This window comes from Bdellovibrionota bacterium, assembly GCA_035292885.1.
Classification (GTDB): Bacteria; Bdellovibrionota_G; JALEGL01; order JALEGL01; family DATDPG01; genus DATDPG01.
This window is the reverse complement of sequence record DATDPG010000035.1, coordinates 1-21,206: the sequence shown is the minus strand read 5'-3', so window position 1 is coordinate 21,206 and position 21,206 is coordinate 1. Positions and strand designations below refer to the sequence as shown.

Below are 21,206 nucleotides of genomic sequence, written 5' to 3'. Positions count from 1 at the left end.
AGCGTCAGGAGCCGGGGCGGCCGCGTCCGGAGCTGGCTGGGGGGATTCTTCTGGGGGTTGGGCTGCCACGGTGATCGGAAGCAGGGCAACGAAAAGAAGGGGAAGATAATATTTCATAATCAACCTCATGGGTTTCGTCCTGCGCCTGTAACACGTCGCGTTAAATGCTGTCAAGTCGGAATAACGCGAGGCGTCTATGCGGGCGCGCATTTTCATTACGATGGGTAAAAAGGCAAGTTCTGTACCACGGTAGGGCCCTTCAGAAAGGGCGTAAGTGGCTAAATTTTAAGCAGATATTTTGTCAAATTCATGTCGATGCCTAGGATGGGGTGCTCGCTGCCGCGGCAACCCTATCCCGACTTCGGGCCTTGATGGAATTTGCGTTCTCTATCCTCATCATTCCTTCGGCGAATCCGTGGATCGCCAATGGAGACATCAGGTTTTGAGAGAACCGGTCTGACCTGTTTTGCCATCATCTCACTCTTTGCCCTCGCATCCGTAAGAATGGGGTACCTCTATGTCTCCCGAGTTCGAAAAAATCGAATCCCGGGAAATTTAACGAACCGTTTTTTCTCTTTTTTATTGTTCATTCGTTTCTACGCTGTCTTTGCCAGATACTTTTCGCCTCGAGCCATCAACACCCAAAGAATCCGGGCGTTCTTATTCGCCAAGGCCACGCAGGCTCGGTTCTTCCCTCGCCGAGCTTCCAATTTTCGGAGCCACTCACTGCGGGGATCTTCTTTGGATCCCAGATGCCGTAACACCGCCCGCGCCCCGTGAATGAGAAGTCTTCGAAGATACTTGTCTCCTCGCTTACTGATTCCGAGCAGTCGATCCTTCCCGCCGCTGGAGTGTTGTCGTGGAACCAATCCCAGCGACGCCGAGAACTCTCGGCCATTTTTGAATACGTTCGGATTTCCTACGCTCGCAACGACCGCACTCGCCGTGAGCGATCCCACACCCGGAACCTCTTTCAGCCGCTGACACACTTCATTCGTGCGAACCTCGATCTCGATCTTTGTGTTGTAGCGAGCGATTCGTTCCTCCAGCTCTTTCAGCTCTTCCCAAAGATTCCCGATGAGCTCTCGCATCCGATCGGTCAACCCATTTTCGGCTTCTTCAAGCAACCGAGGAAGCATCCGTCGCAACGTCGAAACTCCTTGCGCCACGACCCTGCCGTACTCGCCCAACAGCCCTCGAATCTCATTGCACAACGCCGTCCGATTCTTGATCAGCCGCTCCCGGACCCGGTGAACACTCAACACATCTTGTTGCTCCAAGGACTTCACGGCCACAAACCTCATGTGGGGCCGAGTCACCGCCTCGCAGATCGCTTCCGAATCCGCTCGATCATTTTTGTTCGATTTCACGTACGGTTTGACAAACTGCGGTGAGACGAGCCGTACCTCGTGTCCCATCCCCCTCAACACCCGACCCCAATGATGCGCGCCACCGCAAGCTTCCATGCCGATCACGGTCGGTGGAAGCTGAAAAATAAACTCTCGGAACTTCTCACGTCGAAGACTTCGTTGAATCACCGTTCGCCCCTGTTCGTTTCGTCCCGTGACTTCAAAAACATTTTTTGCCAAATCCACTCCTACTACGCTAACTTTCTCCATCGGACCCTCCTTGGTTGTATAGATTCCCCGTGAATCTATCTGGCTCTATGAAGCCGTAAATCCAAGGGCGGGTCCATTCCATTATTCCTCTTGGACACTCGATGAAGAGAGGGAAGGCAGGGGCCTGAAAGAGAGCCAGCTGCCTTCCCCCCTCGATTCAGACCCAGAGTTGAAAGAAGCCGGGAAGTCGGGGCGCGACTCAGGAATTTCGCCGCGTAAAATTCGATTTACGCCGTTTTTCCAGCCGTCGACAGGCCCCAGGCCCTTGGCCCAAGGCAAAAAAATCGGTAGTTCGAGCCAGAAACGTTTGTCGAATTTCACCGCCGGTTCACGCCGGCAGAAAGGCTCGGACTACCGATGAACTCGCTATACACCCAAATTTATAACGCTTCAAAGCACCTCCACGATCCCGATCTTCGAAGAAAGCTTCACTGCCTGTTGCGAGGGATGAAGCTCCAGAATGTCGAATTGGCGTGCCGTCAGTTCGGCGCGTGTCGATCCACCTACTACAATTGGCTTCATCGACTTGAGCAAGCCGACTTCTCTCCTGAGGCTCTTTTCGATCGCTCCTGCCGACCCCACTCCCATCCCCACACCATCTCCGGAGAGCTTCGAGAACAGATTCTCTCCATGCGGGAGGAATTTCATTACGGCCCCGCTCGCCTGGCGTGGTACATGAAAAAACTCGGCTTCTCGGTTTCTCCCAACGGGGTCTACAAAGTCTTGAAGCGAGCCCAGGTCGCCTTCCGAAAACGAAGAGGAAAAAAACCCAACCCACATACCCGTCGCTACGTGCTCGACCGTCCAGGACAAGGCTTTCAACTCGATATCAAATATGTCCCCTTTCCCCTGGAAAACCAAAAAGCCTACGTCTTCTCCGCCATCGACGACTGTACCCGTTGGCGCTTCTCCTATGCGTATCTCTGTCTGGGTCCCGGGCCGGCTCTCGATTTCGTTCGGAAACTCGTGGCCGCCGCTCCCTTTTCGATCGAAAAGATCCAGACCGACAATGATGTCGCCTTCACCGACCGATTCCGAAATCTCTCTCCCGATCACTCGTGGACCCATCCCTTTCCGGAACTCCTCGCCACCTTAAAGATTCTCCACCAGCTCATCCCTCCGGGGATCAAAGAGCTCAACGGAAAAATCGAACGCTTACATGGAACCGACGACCAGGAATTTTATTGGAAGCTCCCTCGCTCCATCTCCTTCCCGAACTTCAATCGCGAATTGGAACGCTGGAACTTTGACTACAACCACCACCGTCCCCATAGTAGCCTCGCCATGCGGACTCCCATCGAACGGCTCTCGGATTTTGGAATCTTACCTCGAGCCACTTACCGACAACTCAAAAGCCTCGAACACCAGGCCCGCCTTCGCGAAATCGACCATCAGCTCGCTACCCCTTCCTGGGTCGTCGCCAAGGTCCACTCCCTCCCTCCTAAACCTAAAAGACGCTCTCTCTCGCTCCAAGACTGGGCCTTTTATCTCTCCCGCCCTCTACCCCCTCTGTGTAAGATGTGTGGAAACACTACATTCAACGAAGCCCTAGGCGCATCGTCGGACAGAATTTTCTGAACCACAGCGCAGCGATGCTCGCCACGAGGGGTGCCCGCGGGGACGTCGTCGGCCGTATTCTCTCGATTGGCGATACCGAAATGAACGTCGTGTTCGATCTTTACGGCCTGCCGTCGGGCTCGTACGACGTCGTATTGGCCAACGCTTTCGATCGATCGGATCGACCTCGAACAGGGATTCCGATTGGCCGGTAACGCGGGCTCGGTGGATGAGTCCACCACGTCGGGGGGTGGGAACGGTGGATACAGTACTTCCGGCGGAGGAGGGTGCGCGATTTCAAATGAACCGGACGAAGCCGGATTACCAAGCTCGGCGATCTTAGCGTTCCTCGAAGTCATGAGATAAAATTACCAATCGATTTTTCGAGATGAGCTCGGATATTAGGTATTGGTGCGGAAATTTGTTCCGTAATCGATGTGATCGAGTGTGATAATTTTAGATCATGGGGAGTTCACCACTCTGACTTCGTATTGAGGCTCGGGTTTTTGAGCTAGGATATGTCCATCGATCAAATGTTCTCAACGCCGGTTCCCATCGCGGGGTTGGCAGACGTGATTCTCTTCTTTTATCACACTCATTATTTGCCGAAGCGGATTTCAGAAGTACTTGGATCCCCTTTACTTGGGCACCGGAACGCTTCACCGCTTTTCCGACAACTCGGCGATGTCGGTCATGATTCAAAGCCTCATTTATTTGGGTGGCTCGACCTCCGCGCGCGGCCGGCGATTTCATTTTGAGGGTCGGGACCCACGAAACGAGATGCCCGCGTCCCTCAAACGATGGGTCATCGTATGTCAGATCAGCGCGATTCTATTTATGATCATTGTGGTCACGGATACGGGGTTTGACCTAGTTACGGTTCGCATGTCTCTCCGGGAGCTTCTCCTGTGGAATTAGGTCCACACGTTGAATACATCGGCGGTGGGGAATTTGGAGGACGTTTGGGTGTTAAAGAAGCAGAAAGCAGCCGCGAAATTACTTCTTCGCACCCTGGCGTTTAGAAGTCGAGAGCAACGTCTGAAGGCTTTCCACGGCTGATGCGAGGTTACCGACCAGAGGGCTCGAAAACCTTTCCTTCACAATCATCAGGAACAACGAGTAAAACAAGAGTTGATCCGAGGGACCCGCATTGAAGCGGGCCCAGAGCGATGATCCGACGGCCTTGTGCCCTCCCTGAAAAAAGTGATGCACACCCTCGAAAAGAAAGAAAAAAGAACCAAAAAAGAAAGAAAAAGAAAGGGATGGCTCGCTTCGCTTGAGCTCCGCCAGGCTCCGCTGCGCTCGCCATCCCTCCTTGCCCTGACTGACATTTTCATTGGGCCAATGCAGTGACATTTTCGCTGGGCTACCACAGAAAACAAACGGGGCTTGACAAATAGATACTCCTCTGCATAAAGCAAAAATTTAGTTGTGGCCCTTAGGGGGAGTGCCACGCAGTGGCGCAGGAGGAGAGATCATGAAGAGATTCGTGCAAAGGTTCATTGTCATTTGCATGGTGCTGGCGGTGTTCTCGGGGGGGGCCGTTTTGGCCGGTGTCTGCAGCGATGCGGAGAAGGCACGCATTCGTGCTGCTGGGTTCAGCGAGAAACGGATCGCTGAACTCTGTCAGGAGCTTCCTCCAGAACTTGAGACCTGCGCGGCGCGCGGCGGGATGGTGTTTACACCGCTCGGTAGGAGGACGATCTGCCTCAGCCCCGCTTTCGACATGAACGACATGTACACGGGTGGTGGCATGTTTGGTCAACCCCAGACGGGTTATACGGAATGCAAGGGTTGGCATCGATCTGAAGTCCAGCGATGCATTGATTGGGCGAAACAGCAAAGAGCCTACGACACGAGGCAAAAGGAAGTCGAGAAAGAAAGAAGCGATAGAGCCGGAAATGACGAATGCGACAGACGACATGGGTGTTGGGAAAATGGGCAGTGCGTAACTGGAGCCAGATGTACGGGTGGTCACTATTGAGGTGATCCACAGTACATCGAGTGCCTTACTTCCACTTCGTCGCGCAAGCACCAATTACCAGAATGCTTGATCATAGTCTGGCAACCACAACCACAAGGCGTAACTCCTACATAAAGTAAATCAGCCGATCGCTACAGGCGAAATAGTCCGACAAAAACCATTCGAAAGAGCATGAGGCCGTGTCGGAATCGATGAATATTGGTCTCTCCATACGTTCGCGCTAAATATCGTAGAGGAAGATTGTAGATTCCCAAGGCGAGCGCGGTCAGAACAGGAACTTTTAAAAATCTGTTCGCGCCAGGGAAAGCCCGGGTAAGGAGGATAGACATGGAACTATCTTGAAACCTTACAACCGATTCCAGCGGGTGAAAGTCCCGCCTGGTCAAAGCCGTAACACGCAGGCAAGTAGCGAGTCTTGCTGGGTGTGGGGGTAAGCCCACCTCAACATGACCATACGCCCTACGCGGGCAACCGCTGGAAAGGACCCGAGTTCACTCTGGCTTCCTCCCGATCAACTCGTCGAATCTCTTAATCGCCTCTTTCGTCGGCCGGTCAAAGAGCATTTCCCGTTTACACCGGTAAAACGTTCGCGCGTAGTGCTCCACGTTCCCCTGAAATGCCGGGGCGTACAGATCCACGGGTTTCGCCTTCAGAAGCAGGTACGGATATGTCTTTCGTAGTTTCTCGGCGACGGCGTCGAACAAGAAGCCGCTCAGAACGACTACCGGACACGAATAGTTCTTAGTCAGCCATTCCAAGAACTGTACGCCGAGCAATTCTCCCTTTTCGATTTTATCGACCACGTTCTGCTGGGTGACTTGCATCTTCGCGTCGAAGAGAAGATCCAGAAAAATGAGATCGAAGAGCTGGAACTTCCGGAAGCCGCCTTTCATGTCCTTCTTCAGCTCGTCCGGATGCGTGATTCCTTTCACCTCCCATTCGTTCTCAAACGCGAGCTTGAAACCCTGGATGATTTCCTTCTCGTCGTCGATCACCAGGACGCGGAACTTGTCTTTCCCTTCCATAACATTCCTCCTCTAAAATGATACCGGGAACCCCTTAAAGTCGATCCTTTCACGGCTTTCAAGATCCGGAATCTTCTTCAGCTGAATTGTGAAGGTAGCCCCGTGTCCCGGCTCCGAATGAAGCTTGATAGTCCCGCGATGGTAATCGACGATCCGTTTCGCCACATATAGGCCAAGTCCCGTTCCCGCGCCAGGTCCTTTGGTCGTGAAGAACGCTTCAAAAATATACGACTGGTCGCGCAACGGAATCCCGGAACCGTTGTCGGCCACTCGAATTTCGGCGTGATCCGGCGTCTCGGTCACTGTGATCTCTACTCTTCCAGCCTTTTCGCTGACCGCATCTATCGCGTTATCCAAGACATTTGTGATCACCTGAACAATCGCCGAAAATGCCTGCACCGTTACCGCCTGCGCCCCTGATAGGCGAATTACGACCCCCTTCTCATTTCGTTTGCTCTCAAGAAGTCGTAAAGCGTGCTTGACCGTCGCGACCAAATCGACACCACCGATCTTCCCGGAGCCCGTGGAGTAATTGCCGATGGCATCGATCATGTCGTTCATCCTTATCACGCAGTTCCGCACGTCCCGGAACGACTCCTGAATGATACCGCTCCCGTCCATCAACCCGCGCATCTCCTGTTGCAGGGTTGCGGAATCCGAGGGGTTCAGTTTCTCCCATCGTTCAAACTTCCGGCGCAAGCCCTCCAAGAGATTTTGAGCCGCCTGGATCGGATTCCGCATTTCATGAGCAAGACCGGCGGACAAAAGACCCAGCGACGCCATCTTTTCCTTCGCGACCAGCTGTTCACGATACTGCGTGTTTTGGATCAGCGTTTCCACCGTTGAACGCAAGACCTCTCGATGAAACGGCTTGGTCACGTAGTTATTGGCTCCCATTTTCAGGCATTCGACCATGATCTCCATGTCACTCATGGAGGTCAGGCAGACAAAGGGGATCACCTTCCATCGATCGTTCCCCTTCACCTCGTGAAGTAACGCTCTGCCATCCATTCTCGGCATCATGAGGTCGCTTACAATGCAGGCGATTCTTCGCGCCTTCAGTTGCTCCAAACCTTCCAGTCCATCCTTTGCAAAATAGACGTTGTAGAGGTCTTCCAAAGTGTGAACCACGACTTGCGCCACTTCAGGATTGTCTTCAATAACCAAGACGGACGGGCGGTCGATGCGGAACTCGGAAGGAACTGAGTCGGGATACGGGACTTCAACGGATCCCTTCACCGCTTCCACGCGGATGTCCAGCTCGGAAATCCGGTGCTCTCCTGTGATCTCCACGTCCTGGGAAAGCGGAAGGGCCACCACAAAACTCGACCCGTGAGGTTTCACATCTTCCACCCAAACGCGGCCGTTATGGGCAAAAATCGTCTCTTTCACAAACGATAGACCAATCCCAGATCCCCCGTGATATCGAAGGGAAGCGGACAGCCCCTGAAAATATCGATCGAACACTTTCTCCCGCTCTTCCGCCGGAATCCCCGGCCCCGTATCGCAAACGCTTAGATAAAGTTGTGAGGCGTCGGTTCGAAGACCGACCGTTATTTCCCCCTCATCCGTAAACTTGAGCGCATTGGCCATCAGGTTCCCGAATACTCGTTCCATCTTCGACACATCTATCGGGATCTTCATGCCCTCGTCCACCGCGAAATCGAAAGACAGCGTCAATCCCTTCTTCTGACAGAGAATGTTGTACGGAGCCGCCCAGGCACGAACGATGACACATGGGGAAACAGTTTCCCACGTCAGTCTGAGAGCACCCGACTCCGCCTTCATCGTGTCGAGCAAGTCGAGCACCATTCCATGGAGGCGATTCAACGCTTGCTCCGCCGCCACCAGAGCAGGTTGCAGTGAAGCTTCGGCCGCCCTCTTCACCTCACCTACGTGTGCGAAAGCCAGCGCGATGGGCGTCTTGAAGTCGTGTGAAAGATTCGCGAAAAAACGGGACTTCATCTGCTCCAGCCCGCGGAGTTGCTCGTTGGCGCGTTGCAGGTCCTGAGTCCGTAGGGTAACCGTTTGTTCGACGGCCAAGTATGCGTGAGCGAAGTCGCGGCCGATCACGAGAATCGAAACGCCAAGAATGAGGAGAAACACAGGGATACCCCAGAGATCGCCCCCGATGACCGCCAACGTGACGAGTACGTCGTGGAACAGCGCGACGATCATTAGGGCCAACGCCACAACCAAACCTACTGTTCGGGTCCGCGTGTTCCCTCGATTGAAAAGGGCGACTCCGAATATCCCGAGAATTCCCGGAATAAACAGTGCGTACCAGAAAAGGTAGCGATTCATCACCGCTTCCAGCTGTGTCGCTGTGAGAACCGCGATTGAAAAACTTGCCGCCAGCGCATAATGGACCCGGTGGAATATCCGGTACCCCAAACGCCCTTGGCCAAGGACATAACGTCCGAAGAACACGAGCGCCCAGATGCTTCCTAATGCGTGGGCATACATAACCCTCTCGGGTCGCATCGTCAGTTCGTAGGGCCAGAAACTTACGCACACACCGAAGACCCCGAAACAGATCAGACAGGCGCCGAAATCACGGTAGTCGGGAAAAGATCGCAGGAAGCCGTAAAGGAACAGGTGATAGGCGCCGAACAGGAGAAGTGCGACTCCCAACAAAAGGGGAAGAAGTGTCCGAAGCGCATAGTCCTGTCTCGCGGACAACTGAAGCGGCGACGCCGCGTCGAAGCGAACGACAGTCGGATTCAACCCTATGCCCAGACTATCGAGAGCTGTCTTAACGGCGTGAACAACAAGCATATTCTCCGCCCGCGCGTCGTCGCCGATCAGGTAGACGCGGTGTAGATGGGGGAGGAAAAACAGGCCGCTCCCTCGCATCCCCGTTGCCCCTATGAGACGCCCGTTCCAGTAGGCTCGGTCAGCATCTCCGATACGGCCCAGGTCCACCGCCAGATCCAACCCGTTTGGCAAGCCGTCCCCATTGACGGTCATACGGAACCAAAGATCACCGCGATATCCCGACAGCGCGCCAGGCGATTCAAACGGTTGCGCATCGAAGTGCCCCACTCGCGTTCCCGGGTCGTCGGGGAGGACCCCTTTGTGAACAAACCATGAACCTGACATGTGAGGCTTGGCCCGTTCTTGCGCCATCGCGCGAGTCCAGGAGCCGATCGTCAGAACGGTGAGAAAAAGAACATTGAAGAAATGCCGGTATCGGGGTGTCACGATGCTCTTCTGCCGCATAAAGCTTAACATAAACATAGACTTGTGCCGTACGAACGTGTTTTCTGACGGGAGCCCGATGTCGCCAGCCGGAGGCCCAAATGCCGCGTGAGAAACTTGTCAGGGGCCTTCTCGTCCCCGTCCTCTTCTCACTCGCACCCGCCGCCTTTCGGACCGGCCTCCTATGGCGCATCGAGCCGTGGCTTTGTTATCTGACGGGGGCAGTCTTGGTTCTAAGTCAACCCGCAATTCCGTTCAATCCGGGCGCCAGGGAGTATCGGGATCCGGCGGACCGTTATTCGGCGCTTGCGATTCACGCCATGGTCTTTCTAGCAGCGGGCGCTGCTGCCGTTCATTTCGTACTTTATCCGCTCGAAATGAGTTCCGAGGTGAGGTACGCGGCAATCGTCGCTGGCTTCCTACTTGCTGTCGCGGGCCTCACGGTTCGAATCTGGAGTATCCGAACCTTGGGAAGATGCTTCACACCTACCGTAAGAATTCATCCCGATCACGAGCTGATCCAGTCGGGCCCTTATCGTTGGATTCGCCACCCCTCCTATCTCGGTGCGACGGCTGCTGTCTGCGCCCCCGCCGTAATCTATGGCGCGTGGTTACTCGTCCCTGTTACGTTGATCGCGTTGCTCGTCGCCTATTCCTATCGGATCCGAATTGAAGACCGCGCGCTACATGAACGGTTTGGACACGACTTTGAAAGATACGCACGACAGGCGGGCGCGCTCTGCCCGAGGATTTTCCGTCCCTAGCATGGGCCGGACCATTAGCATTTCATTGCGCCGCCGCTGACCGCTCGTCGCGTGCGGCCCGCCGGGTTGACATGCGACCGTGGAGCCGGTCCAGGTGCCGAAGAAACGCTTTCGTCCTCTTGGCGTTTGCGATCCAGAAATAGGCGTCTAACTCGCGGCGACAACACGAGACGCAAGTCTCCATTTCAGGATCGCTGGTCCAGGTGATTGCGCGGGAGATCCCGGCCCGGGCGTAGACCCGCATAGTGGCTTCAAGAAGCACTTTCCTGATAAGCGTGGCCTGTGGGCCATTGCCGAAAAGAGTGAACAAACGGAAGTTGTCGAACAAGCTGAAGATGTTCTGATTCGCGCTGCCATACTCGACGAGAGCGAAACCAACCAATACCTCACCCGGCGCAAACGCAAGCAGGATCTCTCGATTTCGCTGCAAGGCAACGCGGTCGTAGTAACCGCGCACGTCCTCAAGACACATGCGGTACTCATCGAGGTCGAGAGCTTGCAAGAAGATCGGCGGATACTTCGACCGGAGAAAGCGGAGAATGTCATCCTGTTTCCCGTAATCGAACGGACGAACAACGAGATTGTCTCCGGGAAAGCCTTCCAGCTCCTTGAGTGTTTCAGCTACGGGGAACTCAAGAATGAGGCAAGGTTCAAGATAATGATTGGAGGGGTCGGGGTCCGCTTGAATAAAATCCAGGTAATACCGGTGGAACACCCGCGCTTCTTTCGGCCATGTGCCGATGGTGAATTTCACTTCCGCCGTCTGCCTCAGGAAGTCGAGTACGCGGCCGTAGAGTTGGTGCGAGAGTACCCGACCCCGCGTGCCGTCCACAGCCAACTGATGAATCAACCAGGTCCGATTGTAGAATCGGCTCACCGACAGAGTGCCTTGGGTCTTGGAAGTATCCTCCGGGTTTCGCAACAGATAAATGCGGTGAAGCGGCGCTGGACTCCAGGACGTCTTTTTCCAAGTCACAACAGAGGACTCTTTCCGACCGGCATCGACATGCACCACCTTCTCCAGGCTGAAGAGCATCTGCCAGATTTTTTCGTAATCCGCGTCCGTGCACGCACGGACGACATCGGGATAGCGCCGTTCCAACAGAAAGTCCTCAAGAGACGGTTCATCTCCGACAGCAAGCGGAACCGTGCAAGCAACCCCGAGGCGGGCAACAGAGGCCCCGGGATCTACCTCCAAATGGGCCACCTTCGCGGGTGTCGAATTGCGCGCGGGATTGCCGGGGATGTCGGCAACCAACACAAGATCCCGATTCAGCCCGCGAATGCGCTCAGCCGTCCGTTGTTTGTCGAGAGGGACTTCGATTCCGAAACCGACCGGCGATAGATCCGTGACAACTCCGAAGAGGTGGCGTTGACCGCTCATCTCCCGAACGTTTACAGGGAAACGTTCCGCTGAAGGCAGATCCGTTCGGTCGAGCCTGCGTCGATGAATCCGCTGTACTACCGTCGGTGTTTCGAGAGCAAGGTCGTCCCCTTTACAACCTGTGATAACACTTTGAAACGCATAGAACTCGTTGAAGACCCAAAAAGATACAAGGACGCTCTCGTCCGGCTTCGCCTCGATTGAAGTCGACGTGTGAAAATGAAGAGTCTCACTCTTCTTTTTGCGGGCTAATCGACCATTCGCGGACAAACCTCCGGCCGTCCGAAGCGAACATCGCATATTCGAAACAACCGCCGCCAGAATAATCTCATCGGCACTTCGTGGATCGCACACGACAGTCCGCTGGTCTTCCGGGATCGCTTCAACTCTATCTGCACCCAGAAACTCCAGCTCAAGATCGTGGACTTTGCCGATTGTGAACATGACTTTCGATCACGTTATATCAATTTTTTTGCCAAGTTGCATCACGGCAAGTCTTTGTTTTCATTGGGATCGAAATCCAAGTCACTATTATTCTTGACAAAATGGGACTTCAACTTCGCATGTGTTATGGTTTAATAATGGCCTTCTGGGACGAACTTAACGGTTGGTATGTGGAGGAAGCCCGCAAGTTCCAGGAGATTCCCTTCGTACGTCGGGCGTTCGCCGGGGGTCTCACCAGGCCCGAATACGTACACTTCCTGAAGGATTACTATCACTTTGTGAGAAGCGCAGGTCCCGTATACAGCGCTTGCGCCGCCAAGATCGACTACAGATTTGCGCGGGTCCGAGACTGGTTCGCCAAATGCGCCTTCAAGGAAATTGACCACGATAGATTCGTGGTTAGCGACCTTAAGGCGCTGGGGATTCCGGAGGCTGAAACACGCCAGTCCCGACCCGGAACGGCCATGGACGCCCTCTGTTGTTACAACTTCGGCTTCATCGAGCAACACCACCCTGTGGGTCTACTTGGGACTCCGTTTCTCATGGGGAAGCTGTCCGCGGTCTATTCGCTGCATGCATCTCAGAAGATCAAGGAGGCATTGAACCTCAAGGAGGGAGGCGCAAGTTTCTTTGAGGCCCACGGTCACCTGGACAGGGAACAGCCGGAAGACGTGGGACTTGTGATTCAATCGATTGCTGAGACCGACATGCAGGCCGAAATCTTCCTCAACGCGAAGACTCTCTTTGCGCTCTATGTCGGTTTTCTCCGTTCTCTTTCGGATTGAACCTACGTTTCCGTTTTCGGAACCACCGTACCCGGCCGACCGTAAACTAAAGTTTGGCGTCCCCGAGTCGTAGCCAGAAATGCGAATCACGTATTCACGTTCGTACTCATGTAACGGTTCCCGACGCCGGAGCCATGATGAATAACGTTTGAAGCGTTCCACTTTGGTACGCGCATTCGTTCCACTCAAGAAGCTGCTCAATGGTCGAAAAAGTTCGTCTTCAGGCAAATCTTGCGATCACTCTGCTTTACTGTCGCTTTACAAAGTTGGCCTTCGGAAAAGCGATATTCGTCGAAATAATTTCCGTCTTGTGTCGCGAGAATACCTCCTGAAAGTTGGCAAACAAAATAGGCATCGGAATTTCCTCCTTCGGTGGCCGCCTCGTCGTAAAAGAGCTTCCAACCTGGCCTTGCCCCTCGACTCCATCGGTGGAGCTTCGACCAGGGAAACTCTGGTCGATCGTAACATAGCGCTAAGTTCCGACTTCGAACCGTTCGTCCTCCCATTCACTCCCTTGAGCAAAAGCTGCACCGATGCTGAGAATTACCTGGATGCACAAATATACGAGCAGAGATGCTGTTCGAAATTTCATATCGCCGCGATACTACGCACGCCGCATGTCAAAACCAATTGAACTTAACACCTTAAATTAAATGCGTTTTACGCATGCGAAGTGCTTGAATCTGGGGCGCAGGTGTCTCGTCGTACTTTCGTGGGTCAACGAACCCTAGGCGAACCCTAAGTGGAGGGGCTACCCCACTTCTTGTGAAAGGCGGGAGCCAGACGGGCGTAGGTCTCTTCCAGCGACTCTGGAAGAACCTTCGTTTCTCCGATTGCAGGCAGAAAATTCGTGTCCCCGTTCCAACGCGGGAGTACGTGGTAATGCAGGTGTTGTCGAATCCCGGCACCCCCGGCCTCCCCTAGATTCATTCCCACGTTGAAACCCTGCGGCTTCATCGTTTCCTTCAGAATTTCGAGCGAATCCCGGATGCAGCGGTGAAGGTCGAGGAGAATCACTTCCGAAAGATCGGAAAGGTCCGCCGTGTGACGGAGCGGAACAATCATCAAGTGACCGCTGTTGTACGGAAACTTGTTGAGGATGGCGAAGCTATGCTTCGTGCGACCCAAAATGAGAGAAGAGCGATCGTCCTGATTCGCGGGGAGGGTGCAAAAGATGCAATTGGAAGCGCTCAGGTTTTCCAAGATGAATCGAATCCTCCAAGGTGCCCAAAGAAATTTCACGGAAAGAGCCGATAATCGACGCGAAAGGATTTTGTTTCGAGTTTTCCTTCCGCCAATCGCCGGATCCATCCAAAACGCTCCCGTTCGGGATAGATGACCTCCGGTTCGTCTTTGATCTGCGCCAGCTTTGCGGCGATCTCAATCGCCTTTTCAAGGCCGCCGAATTCATCGACAAGTCCCGCCTCTTTGGCTTGACGTCCCGACATAACGCGGCCGTCCGCCAATTCCCTGACTTTCTCGACCGGCATTTTGCGGCCCTCGGCCACCGCCTGAATGAATTGAGAATGAATGTCGTCCGTCATTTCCTGAAGGAGCTTCCTTTCTTTCTCCGTCATGCTTCTCAAAGGCGAGCCGAGATCTTTCACGCTCCCCGATTTGATCACTTCCCAACGGAGAAAAGCCTTCTTGAGCAGATCCTCCACGACAAAAAAATGAGCGATGACACCGATCGAACCGGTCAGCGTTCCAGGATTTGCCACGATCTTATGCGCCGGCGCGGAAACGTAATAACCGCCTGATGCAGCTACGTCACCCATGGATACGACAACCTTCTTCTTTTTCGTGGCTTCGACTACCGCGTCATGAATTTCCTGGGAAGCTCCCACGGCCCCGCCTGGGGAATCTACGCGCAGGACAATCGCCTTGATCTCATCGTCTTTCGTATAGTCTTTAAGATCCTGGACGGTTTGAAACGAGTCGTCGATGACCTCGCGAATTTCGACGACGGCCACATTGCCGTGACCGTGGTGTTTTCCGGCGAGGAATTCGATCAGAACAAATAACTCAACGAAGATTCCGAGCAGCAAACAAAGGAGAAGAAACCGAAACAGTCGGCTTGGGCGCCGCTCGTTCATGCGCTCGATTCGTCTTCCGGCGCCGCTTCTTTCTTTTTCTTCTGGCGCGGCTTCTTCTTCAGGCCCTCTTCCATAACGTCGCCCAACGTCGGCTTCTTTCGCGTCTGTTTGGCCTGTGCGGCGGCCAACACCTGCCGGTCGGTTTGATGTTGCGCCGACTTGATCGACAGGCTCATCTTTCGCTCTTCGGGGTCGATGGAAAGGACCATCGCCGTGATCTTGTCGCCGACCTTGAAACGTTCCGCGAGATTGGCGACCTTTTCATCCGCCACTTCGGAAATGTGAACCAAACCCTCGAGGTCTTCTTCCACTTTCACAAAGAGGCCGAACTCCGCGAGCTTGACGATCTCGCCTTCCACCGGTGTGCCCAAGGGATATCTATCTACGGCGACCGCCCAGGGATCTTCCGAAATCTGTTTGATTCCGAGAGAGAAGCGCTCCGCGCTCGGATCGACGTTGAGGACCACCGCCTCCACCTTGTCGCCCTTCTTATACACATCGTGCGGATTCTTAATCTTGCTGGACCAGGAGAGATCCGAAATGTGAATCAAGCCGTCGATTCCTTCCTCAATGGCGACAAAAAGACCGAAATCGGTGATGTTTCGTATCTCGGTCGTGACTTTCGTTCCGGGAGGATATTTCTTTACCAGCTCGTCCCAAGGATTTGGCTGCGTTTGTTTGAGGCCCAACGACATCCGGCGGTTGTCTTTGTCGATGTCGAGCACCACCGTTTCGACCATTTCACTCACTTTGAGAATGGCCGAGGGGTGTTTCACCCGTTTCGTCCAAGACATTTCGGAAACATGAATGAGGCCTTCGATCCCCTCTTCGACCTCGATAAACGCACCGTAATCCGTCAAGCTGACGACCTTCCCTTTCACGCGCGAGTTCTTGGGGTATTTCATATCGGCTTCGGCCCACGGATCTTCCGTCAATTGCTTCATGCCGAGCGACACGCGCTCCTTTTCGGTCTCGAACTTGAGGACCTTCACATTCACGCTGTCGCCGACCTTGAGGACTTCGGATGGATGGTTGACGCGCTTCCAGGAAATATCGGTGATGTGGAGAAGGCCGTCGATGCCGCCGAGATCGATAAACGCCCCATAGTCGGTGATGTTCTTGACGGTCCCTTGCATCGTCGAACCTTCGACGAGCTGTCCGAGCGTCTGTTCGCGCTTGACCTGCCGCTCCTGTTCGAGAAGGACCCGGCGGGAAAGCACGATATTTCCGCGCATTTTGTTGAACTTGATGATTTTAAACTGGAAGGTTTTTCCAATCAGATTGTCCAGGTCCCGGGCGGGAGCCAGGTCGATCTGAGAACCGGGAAGGAAGGCTTGGACACCGATATCGACCGATACGCCCCCTTTGACCCGCTGAACGATCCGTCCCTCGACGACCTCGCCCTTCTCGCACGCTTCGGCGATCTCGTCCCAAATCTTCAGCTTGTCGGCTTTTTCTTTGGACAGGATGACAAGCCCTTCTTCATCCTCGGTGCTCACCAGAAAAACGTCGATCTGGTCGCCGACTTGCGCCAAGATCGTCCCCTTGGGGTCCATGAATTCCTGGATCGGAATTTGGCCTTCGGATTTGTAGCCGATGTCGACGGTTACAAATTCGGGGCCGATTTTCATAATCTTTCCGGGGACGATCTCCCCTTCTTTGATCTCTTTGGAGGATTGGATGCTCTCCAAAAAAAGCTTCTCGAAGCTTTCTTCATCCGCGGGGCGGGCTGATTTCTTGGTGGGTTCAACGGCTTGCAGCTGCATTTCTGGTCCTTTCATGATTCTCGGAAAACGCATCTAAATACTGAACCTTAGGCCGTATTGTCAAAGGCTTTCTCCTTGACAACCGCGTCCGGGGTTGATTTTATACACGCCCTTCGATGGCACGGCATCCTTCAGCGGAGAAAAGGCACCGGGAAAGTCTGGATCGCCAGGAGCACAACCGGTGGTGGAAGAGCCGCGTTCGCGCGGCTTCCAGGACGGTGCTGACGGCCGTTGAAAAAAAGGACAAAAAGGGCGCGGCGGAAACCCTGAAAGCGGCCACGAAAGAGATATTCAAGGCGCGGTCCAAAGGAATCATCCACCCGAACAACGCCGCCCGCAAGGTAGCTCGGTTGTCGCGTCTTGTCTCGACGCTCTAAAACAAGCTTCAAATTCATCTCAGACGAATTCCAAGCCCCAGGAGGCGGGTACGGATCGCCGTTTGGATCTTTGGGAAAGGGACCTGTTCCCGCAAGATTCGTTGGAAAACGGAATGACGAAAGTTCGAAGGCGAAAGGTCAAGCTCCGGGAGCGAAGAAAATCGTCGATTCTTTCGCGTCGAAAGATAGAGGGTGTCGAGAAGCGCTTTTTCGGGAGTGGCCAGCCGATAGGGCGACATGCCGGAGGACCATTCCACGCCACCCCGCGACATTCTCGGGTGGACCTGAAAATACTCAAATACTCCGACCTCTGTACGAAGCGTTCGGTGATGGCCCGTCGTGGCGATTTGGATCCGCGCCGGGATCTGAGAGACCAGCCCGTGACGGTGGAGCGCGGAAAGAAAGGACACGTACCCCGGATCGGACCGCAGCAGGAAGGGGACACACGACATCGGCGTAAAATGGGGATGGAGATGTTTTACCCACAGTCCGCGCGTAAGCGCCCGAATCTGCCCCTTGCGCGCAAGCCGTAGGAGGCGGTGGCTCGCCGCCGACACGGACAAGCTGGACATTCGGGCAAAGTCGCGGCTGGAGAACGCAAGAATATCGTTTCGAAGGAGAAGATCAGTCATGGCGGAGAAGGAGATGAAGAACTTCTTCCTGGATTCTTTTCCATCGGTGTGGGGTTTCGTACTCCCGGCGTTCGGTTTCCTCGAGAAAGTCGAGAACCTGATCTCGGAACTGTTCGAAACCGAGGTCGGCGGCATGCTCGGCCGCCTGCTTCCATTGTGCGCCGGTCAGGGAACGGCTGGCGGACGCCATGGGAAAATGTCCGCCCAGATGGAGCAGATAGAGATCGAAGAGATCGCGGGCCTGGGGGAGGGCCCGTCCCGCCAGCGCTTGAATTTTCTGTTGAGCGGCAGTGGTTCCCGAGTAATGCGGACAGAGAAACGAGACGGTTCCATATCGACGGGCAATTTCGGGATCGACCGGATCGGTCCGAATCTCGATGTCCGTACCGCGCTCCCGCCTGGAAAACTCGACTTTTGTTGGAAACTCCTCTCCGGAACCTGTGACCAGCCGGAGGCGAAAGCGCTGAGTAGTTTCGGTGTGCTTCGCCTTGGAGGGATCGTTGAGCCGAAGCTCGCGGATCCCATGGCTCTCGAGCACCCGAAGGAAGGATTTTTCCGCAAGCAATCGATACCCCTTCTCCCGAAGAACATGAACCGGCACGCCGCTTACATCGAGATCCATATCTTCCGAGTATCGGGGGCTCTTGAAGAAAAAGCGGAGATTTACTCCTCCCTTGAGCGTGAAAGCGATTGGTTTCGTCGTCTTAAGAAGACGCTCCAGGAAATGAAAGTGAAAGACTTCGCGCAGCGTACGGTCAGGAAACATGTTTATATTATGAACGTGAATTGACGAAAACGTCAATTCAGATGCGTTATTTAATCGGGCGCAAACGCCCGTATCGTCTGCTCCAAGAGGAAGTGGGACGGATGGCCGGTGGATTTGAGGTCGTGGTCGAGCGTCTGCAGTTCGGATAATGACCTGCGAAGCCGATCGGGGGAGAGCCGGCGGGCCTGGTCGAGATAGCGGTCCACGACGAAGGGCGGCAGGCCTAAGGCCGGAGCCAGCTGGGCCCGGCCGATCTTTTCCGAGAGATGTTGATGGGTTCGTATCAAGAGACGGACATGGCGAGCCAGCATCGAGACAAGCACCAGAGGCGGCGTTCCATCGTCCATTAAATGGTGGAGCGTATTTAAGGCCTCGGCCTTGCGTCCTTCCAGCACCTGATCGGTCCAGGCGAAAATGTTGTCTCCCGTGGATTGCAGGACGAGTTCATCGACGTCCGATTCTTCGATCTTCTCCTTTGGATGAATATAGAGCGCCAGCTTTTCAAGATTGTTGTCGATGGCGGCCAGATCGACGCCGACCGACTCGGCGAGCGTGGATCGCGCTTCCGCGGAAATCATCACGCCGTGTCGTTTGGCCAGCTTGTCGATCCAATTCGGGAGTTCTCTGGGCTTGGGAGGTTCAATCAGGACGACGGCCTGATGCTTCTCGAGGAGCTTGAAAAATCTCGTTCGTTTATCGATCTTGTCCGCCAAGACGACCACGGTCGTGTGCGGTGCCGGATTGGAAAGGTACGAGGCCCATAATTCCTGATCGTCGTCGTTTGGGCTTTCCGCATTATGAAGAAGGATCAGACGCCGACTGCCGAGCATCGGAAGCGTATTGGCGAGGTCCAACACGTCCGCCAGTTCGCGCTCTTTGACGTCGAGCGTGTCGTCGTTGAGGCCTCCGGAGCCGTTCGGGAAGACGTCGCTCCGAACCTCTTCGAGAATAAGCCGACGTTGAAGCGGGTCCGCGCCGGCAAGGAAAAGAACGGGCTTTAATTTCATCCCACCACCAAATTGACGAGTTTGTCGGGCACCACGACCGTCTTGCGAACCGTCATTCCTTGCATGAACCGTTGAACGTTCGGATCCCCCTGGGCCAGTGCCACGACGGCGTTTTCTTTTTCTCCCCGGCTGACTTCGATTTTTCCACGTACTTTGCCGTTCACCTGTACCACGATCGTCACCCGTTCGTCGGCCACCCACTGCGGATCGAATGTCGGCCACGCCTCTTTCGAAAGAAATTTGCCTCGCCCGCATCGCTTCCACAATTCTTCAGCGATATGCGGGGCAAACGGCGAGGTCAGCGACATGGCGGCCTCGGCGGCCTTTTGAAGCACGAAACGGCGGGCGGGATCGAGCGAATTCGCTTTATCGGGATGGGTCGAAAATTCCCACAGATCGGGAATTTCATTCGCCACCTTGTTAATAAATTCCATCACCGCGCTGATGCCGGTATTGAACGCAAAGCGGTTCAGGCTGTCCGTAACATGTTGGATCGTTTTGTGGGTGAGACGATGAATATGCACCGTCGTTTCATCGGCGCGGATCGTCGCATCGTCCACCGGCTTACTTTTCTGACATGCGTCGTTGATGTTCAGGACAAACCGCCACAATCGATCCAGAAAACGGAACGCGCCTTCCACCCCCTGGTCGCTCCAGTCGAGATCTTTCTCCGCGGGCGCGGCGAACAACGAAAAGAGCCGGACCGTGTCGGCGCCGTACTTATCGATGAGATAATCGGGGTCTACAACGTTTCCTTTGGATTTCGACATTTTGTCCCCGTCCTTGATCACCATTCCCTGGGTGAGCAGGCGGCTGAACGGTTCGGATACGTCCCCCTTTTTGAAATCGCGAAGAACGCGGGCGATGAACCGGGAATAGAGAAGGTGAAGAATGGCGTGTTCGATTCCACCGATATATTGATCCACCGGCATCCAGTACTGAACCGCTTTCGGGTCGGCCATCCCCTTCTTGTATTTCGGCGAGCAATAACGGAGGAAATACCAGGACGATTCCATAAACGTGTCCATCGTATCGGTGTCCCGCCGGCCCGGCTTTCCGCACTGGGGGCATTTCACCTTTAAGAACGACGGCGCATGCTCCAAGGGCGATCCGCCCGTTCCGGTCAGGGGGACGTCGGAGGGGAGCTTGACCGGCAAGTCCTTCCTGGGAACCGGCACGATGTCGCAATTTTCACAATGAATCATCGGAATCGGTGCGCCCCAGTAACGTTGGCGGGAAATCCCCCAGTCGCGAAGGCGGTACGTGATGGCCTTTTCTCCCATCTTTTTTTCTACGAGCGCTTTGACGATCTGAATCTTCGCAACCTCGTTATCGAGCCCGTCGAAACGGGTCGAACGAACCAAGGTTCCGGGACCGGTGTACGCCTCGTCGAGTTCTTCTTCCTCGACGATCTCAAGATTGGGCGGCTGGATGACCAGGCGTATCGGCAGGGCATATTTTTTTGCGAACGCGAAGTCGCGTTCGTCGTGACAGGGGACGGCCATGACCGCTCCCGTGCCGTATTCCATGACGACGAAGTTCGCGACGAAGATCGGGATCCGGGCCCCGGTGAAAGGATGGAGGCAGTAAGCGCCGGTGGCCGCCCCTTCCTTTTCAAAGTTTTCTGCGATTCGTCTGGCCGGATCGGTTTTCGCGACCTTTTCGATGAACGTCATCAATTCATTTCGCTTTTCCGGCGACACTTTTGGGAGCAAACGGTCCAAGAGAGGGTGCTCCGGGGCCAGTGAAACGAACGTCACGCCGAAGAGCGTGTCGGGGCGGGTGGTGAAAACGCGGAG

The 21,206-nt window shown here is 54.7% G+C and carries 19 protein-coding genes; 7 read left to right on the top strand and 12 right to left on the bottom strand.

Translation table 11 applies throughout. The features are described from left to right. Positions 1 to 596 precede the first annotated feature (596 nt). Entirely contained in the window at positions 597 to 1,619 is a 1,023-nt protein-coding gene (locus VI895_02785; GenBank protein HLG18727.1) for an IS110 family transposase, read from the bottom strand. Between the two features lie 357 nt (positions 1,620 to 1,976). Here VI895_02785 and VI895_02780 point away from each other — a divergent pair, with 357 nt between their 5' ends. The 3 genes from VI895_02780 to VI895_02770 all read left to right on the top strand — a co-directional run bounded on the left by VI895_02780 (position 1,977) and on the right by VI895_02770 (position 4,094). Continuing rightward, complete coding sequence (locus VI895_02780; protein HLG18726.1) at positions 1,977 to 3,197, top strand: IS481 family transposase; 1,221 nt, start codon at positions 1,977 to 1,979, stop codon at positions 3,195 to 3,197. A 14-nt stretch (positions 3,198 to 3,211) separates the two neighbouring features. Beyond that, a complete protein-coding gene (locus VI895_02775; GenBank protein HLG18725.1) occupies positions 3,212 to 3,391 on the top strand; it encodes a hypothetical protein in 180 nt (59 codons plus the stop codon). Between the two features lie 412 nt (positions 3,392 to 3,803). After that, on the top strand, positions 3,804 to 4,094 hold the full coding sequence (locus VI895_02770) for a hypothetical protein (GenBank protein ID HLG18724.1): 291 nt from the start codon (positions 3,804 to 3,806) through the stop codon (positions 4,092 to 4,094). A gap of 78 nt (positions 4,095 to 4,172) precedes the next feature. Here the strand turns inward: VI895_02770 and VI895_02765 are convergent, their stop codons facing one another. Further along, positions 4,173 to 4,532 (bottom strand): hypothetical protein, encoded by a 360-nt coding sequence (locus VI895_02765; protein HLG18723.1) that lies wholly within the window; start codon positions 4,530 to 4,532, stop codon positions 4,173 to 4,175. 121 nt (positions 4,533 to 4,653) lie between these two features. Between VI895_02765 and VI895_02760 the strand changes: the two genes are divergently transcribed. Continuing rightward, positions 4,654 to 5,160 carry a hypothetical protein gene (locus VI895_02760; protein ID HLG18722.1) on the top strand — a complete coding sequence of 169 codons (507 nt, stop codon included), beginning with the start codon at positions 4,654 to 4,656 and terminating at the stop codon, positions 5,158 to 5,160. A 491-nt stretch (positions 5,161 to 5,651) separates the two neighbouring features. Here the strand turns inward: VI895_02760 and VI895_02755 are convergent, their stop codons facing one another. After that, positions 5,652 to 6,185, bottom strand: coding sequence for a hypothetical protein (locus VI895_02755; GenBank protein HLG18721.1), 534 nt, complete (start codon positions 6,183 to 6,185; stop codon positions 5,652 to 5,654). A gap of 12 nt (positions 6,186 to 6,197) precedes the next feature. Further along, positions 6,198 to 9,389 carry an ATP-binding protein gene (locus VI895_02750; protein ID HLG18720.1) on the bottom strand — a complete coding sequence of 1,064 codons (3,192 nt, stop codon included), beginning with the start codon at positions 9,387 to 9,389 and terminating at the stop codon, positions 6,198 to 6,200. A gap of 98 nt (positions 9,390 to 9,487) precedes the next feature. Here VI895_02750 and VI895_02745 point away from each other — a divergent pair, with 98 nt between their 5' ends. Then, positions 9,488 to 10,150 (top strand): isoprenylcysteine carboxylmethyltransferase family protein, encoded by a 663-nt coding sequence (locus VI895_02745; protein HLG18719.1) that lies wholly within the window; start codon positions 9,488 to 9,490, stop codon positions 10,148 to 10,150. Positions 10,151 to 10,172: 22 nt separating this feature from the next. On the opposite strand, the gene VI895_02740 is transcribed toward VI895_02745, so the two are convergent. Continuing rightward, a complete protein-coding gene (locus VI895_02740) occupies positions 10,173 to 11,978 on the bottom strand; it encodes a hypothetical protein (protein ID HLG18718.1) in 1,806 nt (601 codons plus the stop codon). Between the two features lie 137 nt (positions 11,979 to 12,115). On the opposite strand from VI895_02740, the gene VI895_02735 reads away from it, so the two are divergent. After that, positions 12,116 to 12,763: an iron-containing redox enzyme family protein gene (locus tag VI895_02735; GenBank protein ID HLG18717.1), complete on the top strand. Its 648-nt coding sequence runs from the start codon at positions 12,116 to 12,118 to the stop codon at positions 12,761 to 12,763. A 738-nt stretch (positions 12,764 to 13,501) separates the two neighbouring features. Here VI895_02735 and VI895_02730 read toward each other — a convergent pair. Genes VI895_02730 through VI895_02720 form a run of 3 tightly spaced genes read right to left on the bottom strand, consistent with a single transcriptional unit; the run spans position 13,502 to position 16,625 of the window. Beyond that, positions 13,502 to 14,005, bottom strand: a complete 504-nt coding sequence (locus VI895_02730; protein ID HLG18716.1) for an HIT domain-containing protein — start codon at positions 14,003 to 14,005, stop codon at positions 13,502 to 13,504. Next, positions 14,002 to 14,859 (bottom strand): signal peptide peptidase SppA, encoded by an 858-nt coding sequence (sppA, locus tag VI895_02725; GenBank protein ID HLG18715.1) that lies wholly within the window; start codon positions 14,857 to 14,859, stop codon positions 14,002 to 14,004. The genes VI895_02730 and sppA overlap by 4 nt, the downstream gene beginning before the upstream one ends. Next, the gene (locus VI895_02720) at positions 14,856 to 16,625 is read right to left on the bottom strand and encodes a 30S ribosomal protein S1 (GenBank protein HLG18714.1); all 1,770 of its coding nucleotides are present in this window, start codon (positions 16,623 to 16,625) and stop codon (positions 14,856 to 14,858) included. Before VI895_02720 ends, sppA begins: the two co-directional genes overlap by 4 nt. Positions 16,626 to 16,741: 116 nt before the next feature. Between VI895_02720 and rpsT the strand changes: the two genes are divergently transcribed. Continuing rightward, complete coding sequence (rpsT, locus tag VI895_02715; GenBank protein ID HLG18713.1) at positions 16,742 to 17,002, top strand: 30S ribosomal protein S20; 261 nt, start codon at positions 16,742 to 16,744, stop codon at positions 17,000 to 17,002. A 14-nt stretch (positions 17,003 to 17,016) separates the two neighbouring features. On the opposite strand, the gene VI895_02710 is transcribed toward rpsT, so the two are convergent. The 4 genes from VI895_02710 to leuS form a co-directional block, all read right to left on the bottom strand. Then, a complete protein-coding gene (locus VI895_02710) occupies positions 17,017 to 17,634 on the bottom strand; it encodes a hypothetical protein (protein ID HLG18712.1) in 618 nt (205 codons plus the stop codon). After that, positions 17,627 to 18,400 carry a nucleotidyl transferase AbiEii/AbiGii toxin family protein gene (locus VI895_02705; protein HLG18711.1) on the bottom strand — a complete coding sequence of 258 codons (774 nt, stop codon included), beginning with the start codon at positions 18,398 to 18,400 and terminating at the stop codon, positions 17,627 to 17,629. Before VI895_02705 ends, VI895_02710 begins: the two co-directional genes overlap by 8 nt. A gap of 50 nt (positions 18,401 to 18,450) precedes the next feature. Further along, on the bottom strand, positions 18,451 to 19,407 hold the full coding sequence (gene holA, locus VI895_02700) for a DNA polymerase III subunit delta (GenBank protein HLG18710.1): 957 nt from the start codon (positions 19,405 to 19,407) through the stop codon (positions 18,451 to 18,453). Then, on the bottom strand, positions 19,404 to 21,206 hold a 1,803-nt coding region (gene leuS, locus VI895_02695), incomplete at its 5' end, for a leucine--tRNA ligase (protein HLG18709.1). The genes leuS and holA, both read right to left, overlap by 4 nt.

Bases quoted from the DNA above. Each gene is read 5' to 3' on its own strand.
- VI895_02785 (HLG18727.1), bottom strand. From the start codon at position 1,619: ATGGAGAAAGTTAGCGTAGTAGGAGTGGATTTGGCAAAAAATGTTTTT.
- VI895_02735 (HLG18717.1), top strand. From the start codon at position 12,116: ATGGCCTTCTGGGACGAACTTAACGGTTGGTATGTGGAGGAAGCCCGC.
- VI895_02775 (HLG18725.1), top strand. From the start codon at position 3,212: ATGCTCGCCACGAGGGGTGCCCGCGGGGACGTCGTCGGCCGTATTCTC.
- VI895_02740 (HLG18718.1), bottom strand. From the start codon at position 11,978: ATGTTCACAATCGGCAAAGTCCACGATCTTGAGCTGGAGTTTCTGGGT.
- VI895_02710 (HLG18712.1), bottom strand. From the start codon at position 17,634: ATGACTGATCTTCTCCTTCGAAACGATATTCTTGCGTTCTCCAGCCGC.
- VI895_02755 (HLG18721.1), bottom strand. From the start codon at position 6,185: ATGGAAGGGAAAGACAAGTTCCGCGTCCTGGTGATCGACGACGAGAAG.
- holA (HLG18710.1), bottom strand. From the start codon at position 19,407: ATGAAATTAAAGCCCGTTCTTTTCCTTGCCGGCGCGGACCCGCTTCAA.
- sppA (HLG18715.1), bottom strand. From the start codon at position 14,859: ATGAACGAGCGGCGCCCAAGCCGACTGTTTCGGTTTCTTCTCCTTTGT.
- VI895_02760 (HLG18722.1), top strand. From the start codon at position 4,654: ATGAAGAGATTCGTGCAAAGGTTCATTGTCATTTGCATGGTGCTGGCG.
- VI895_02705 (HLG18711.1), bottom strand. From the start codon at position 18,400: ATGTTTCCTGACCGTACGCTGCGCGAAGTCTTTCACTTTCATTTCCTG.
- VI895_02780 (HLG18726.1), top strand. From the start codon at position 1,977: ATGAACTCGCTATACACCCAAATTTATAACGCTTCAAAGCACCTCCAC.
- VI895_02765 (HLG18723.1), bottom strand. From the start codon at position 4,532: ATGTCACTGCATTGGCCCAATGAAAATGTCAGTCAGGGCAAGGAGGGA.
- VI895_02745 (HLG18719.1), top strand. From the start codon at position 9,488: ATGCCGCGTGAGAAACTTGTCAGGGGCCTTCTCGTCCCCGTCCTCTTC.
- rpsT (HLG18713.1), top strand. From the start codon at position 16,742: ATGGCACGGCATCCTTCAGCGGAGAAAAGGCACCGGGAAAGTCTGGAT.
- VI895_02720 (HLG18714.1), bottom strand. From the start codon at position 16,625: ATGCAGCTGCAAGCCGTTGAACCCACCAAGAAATCAGCCCGCCCCGCG.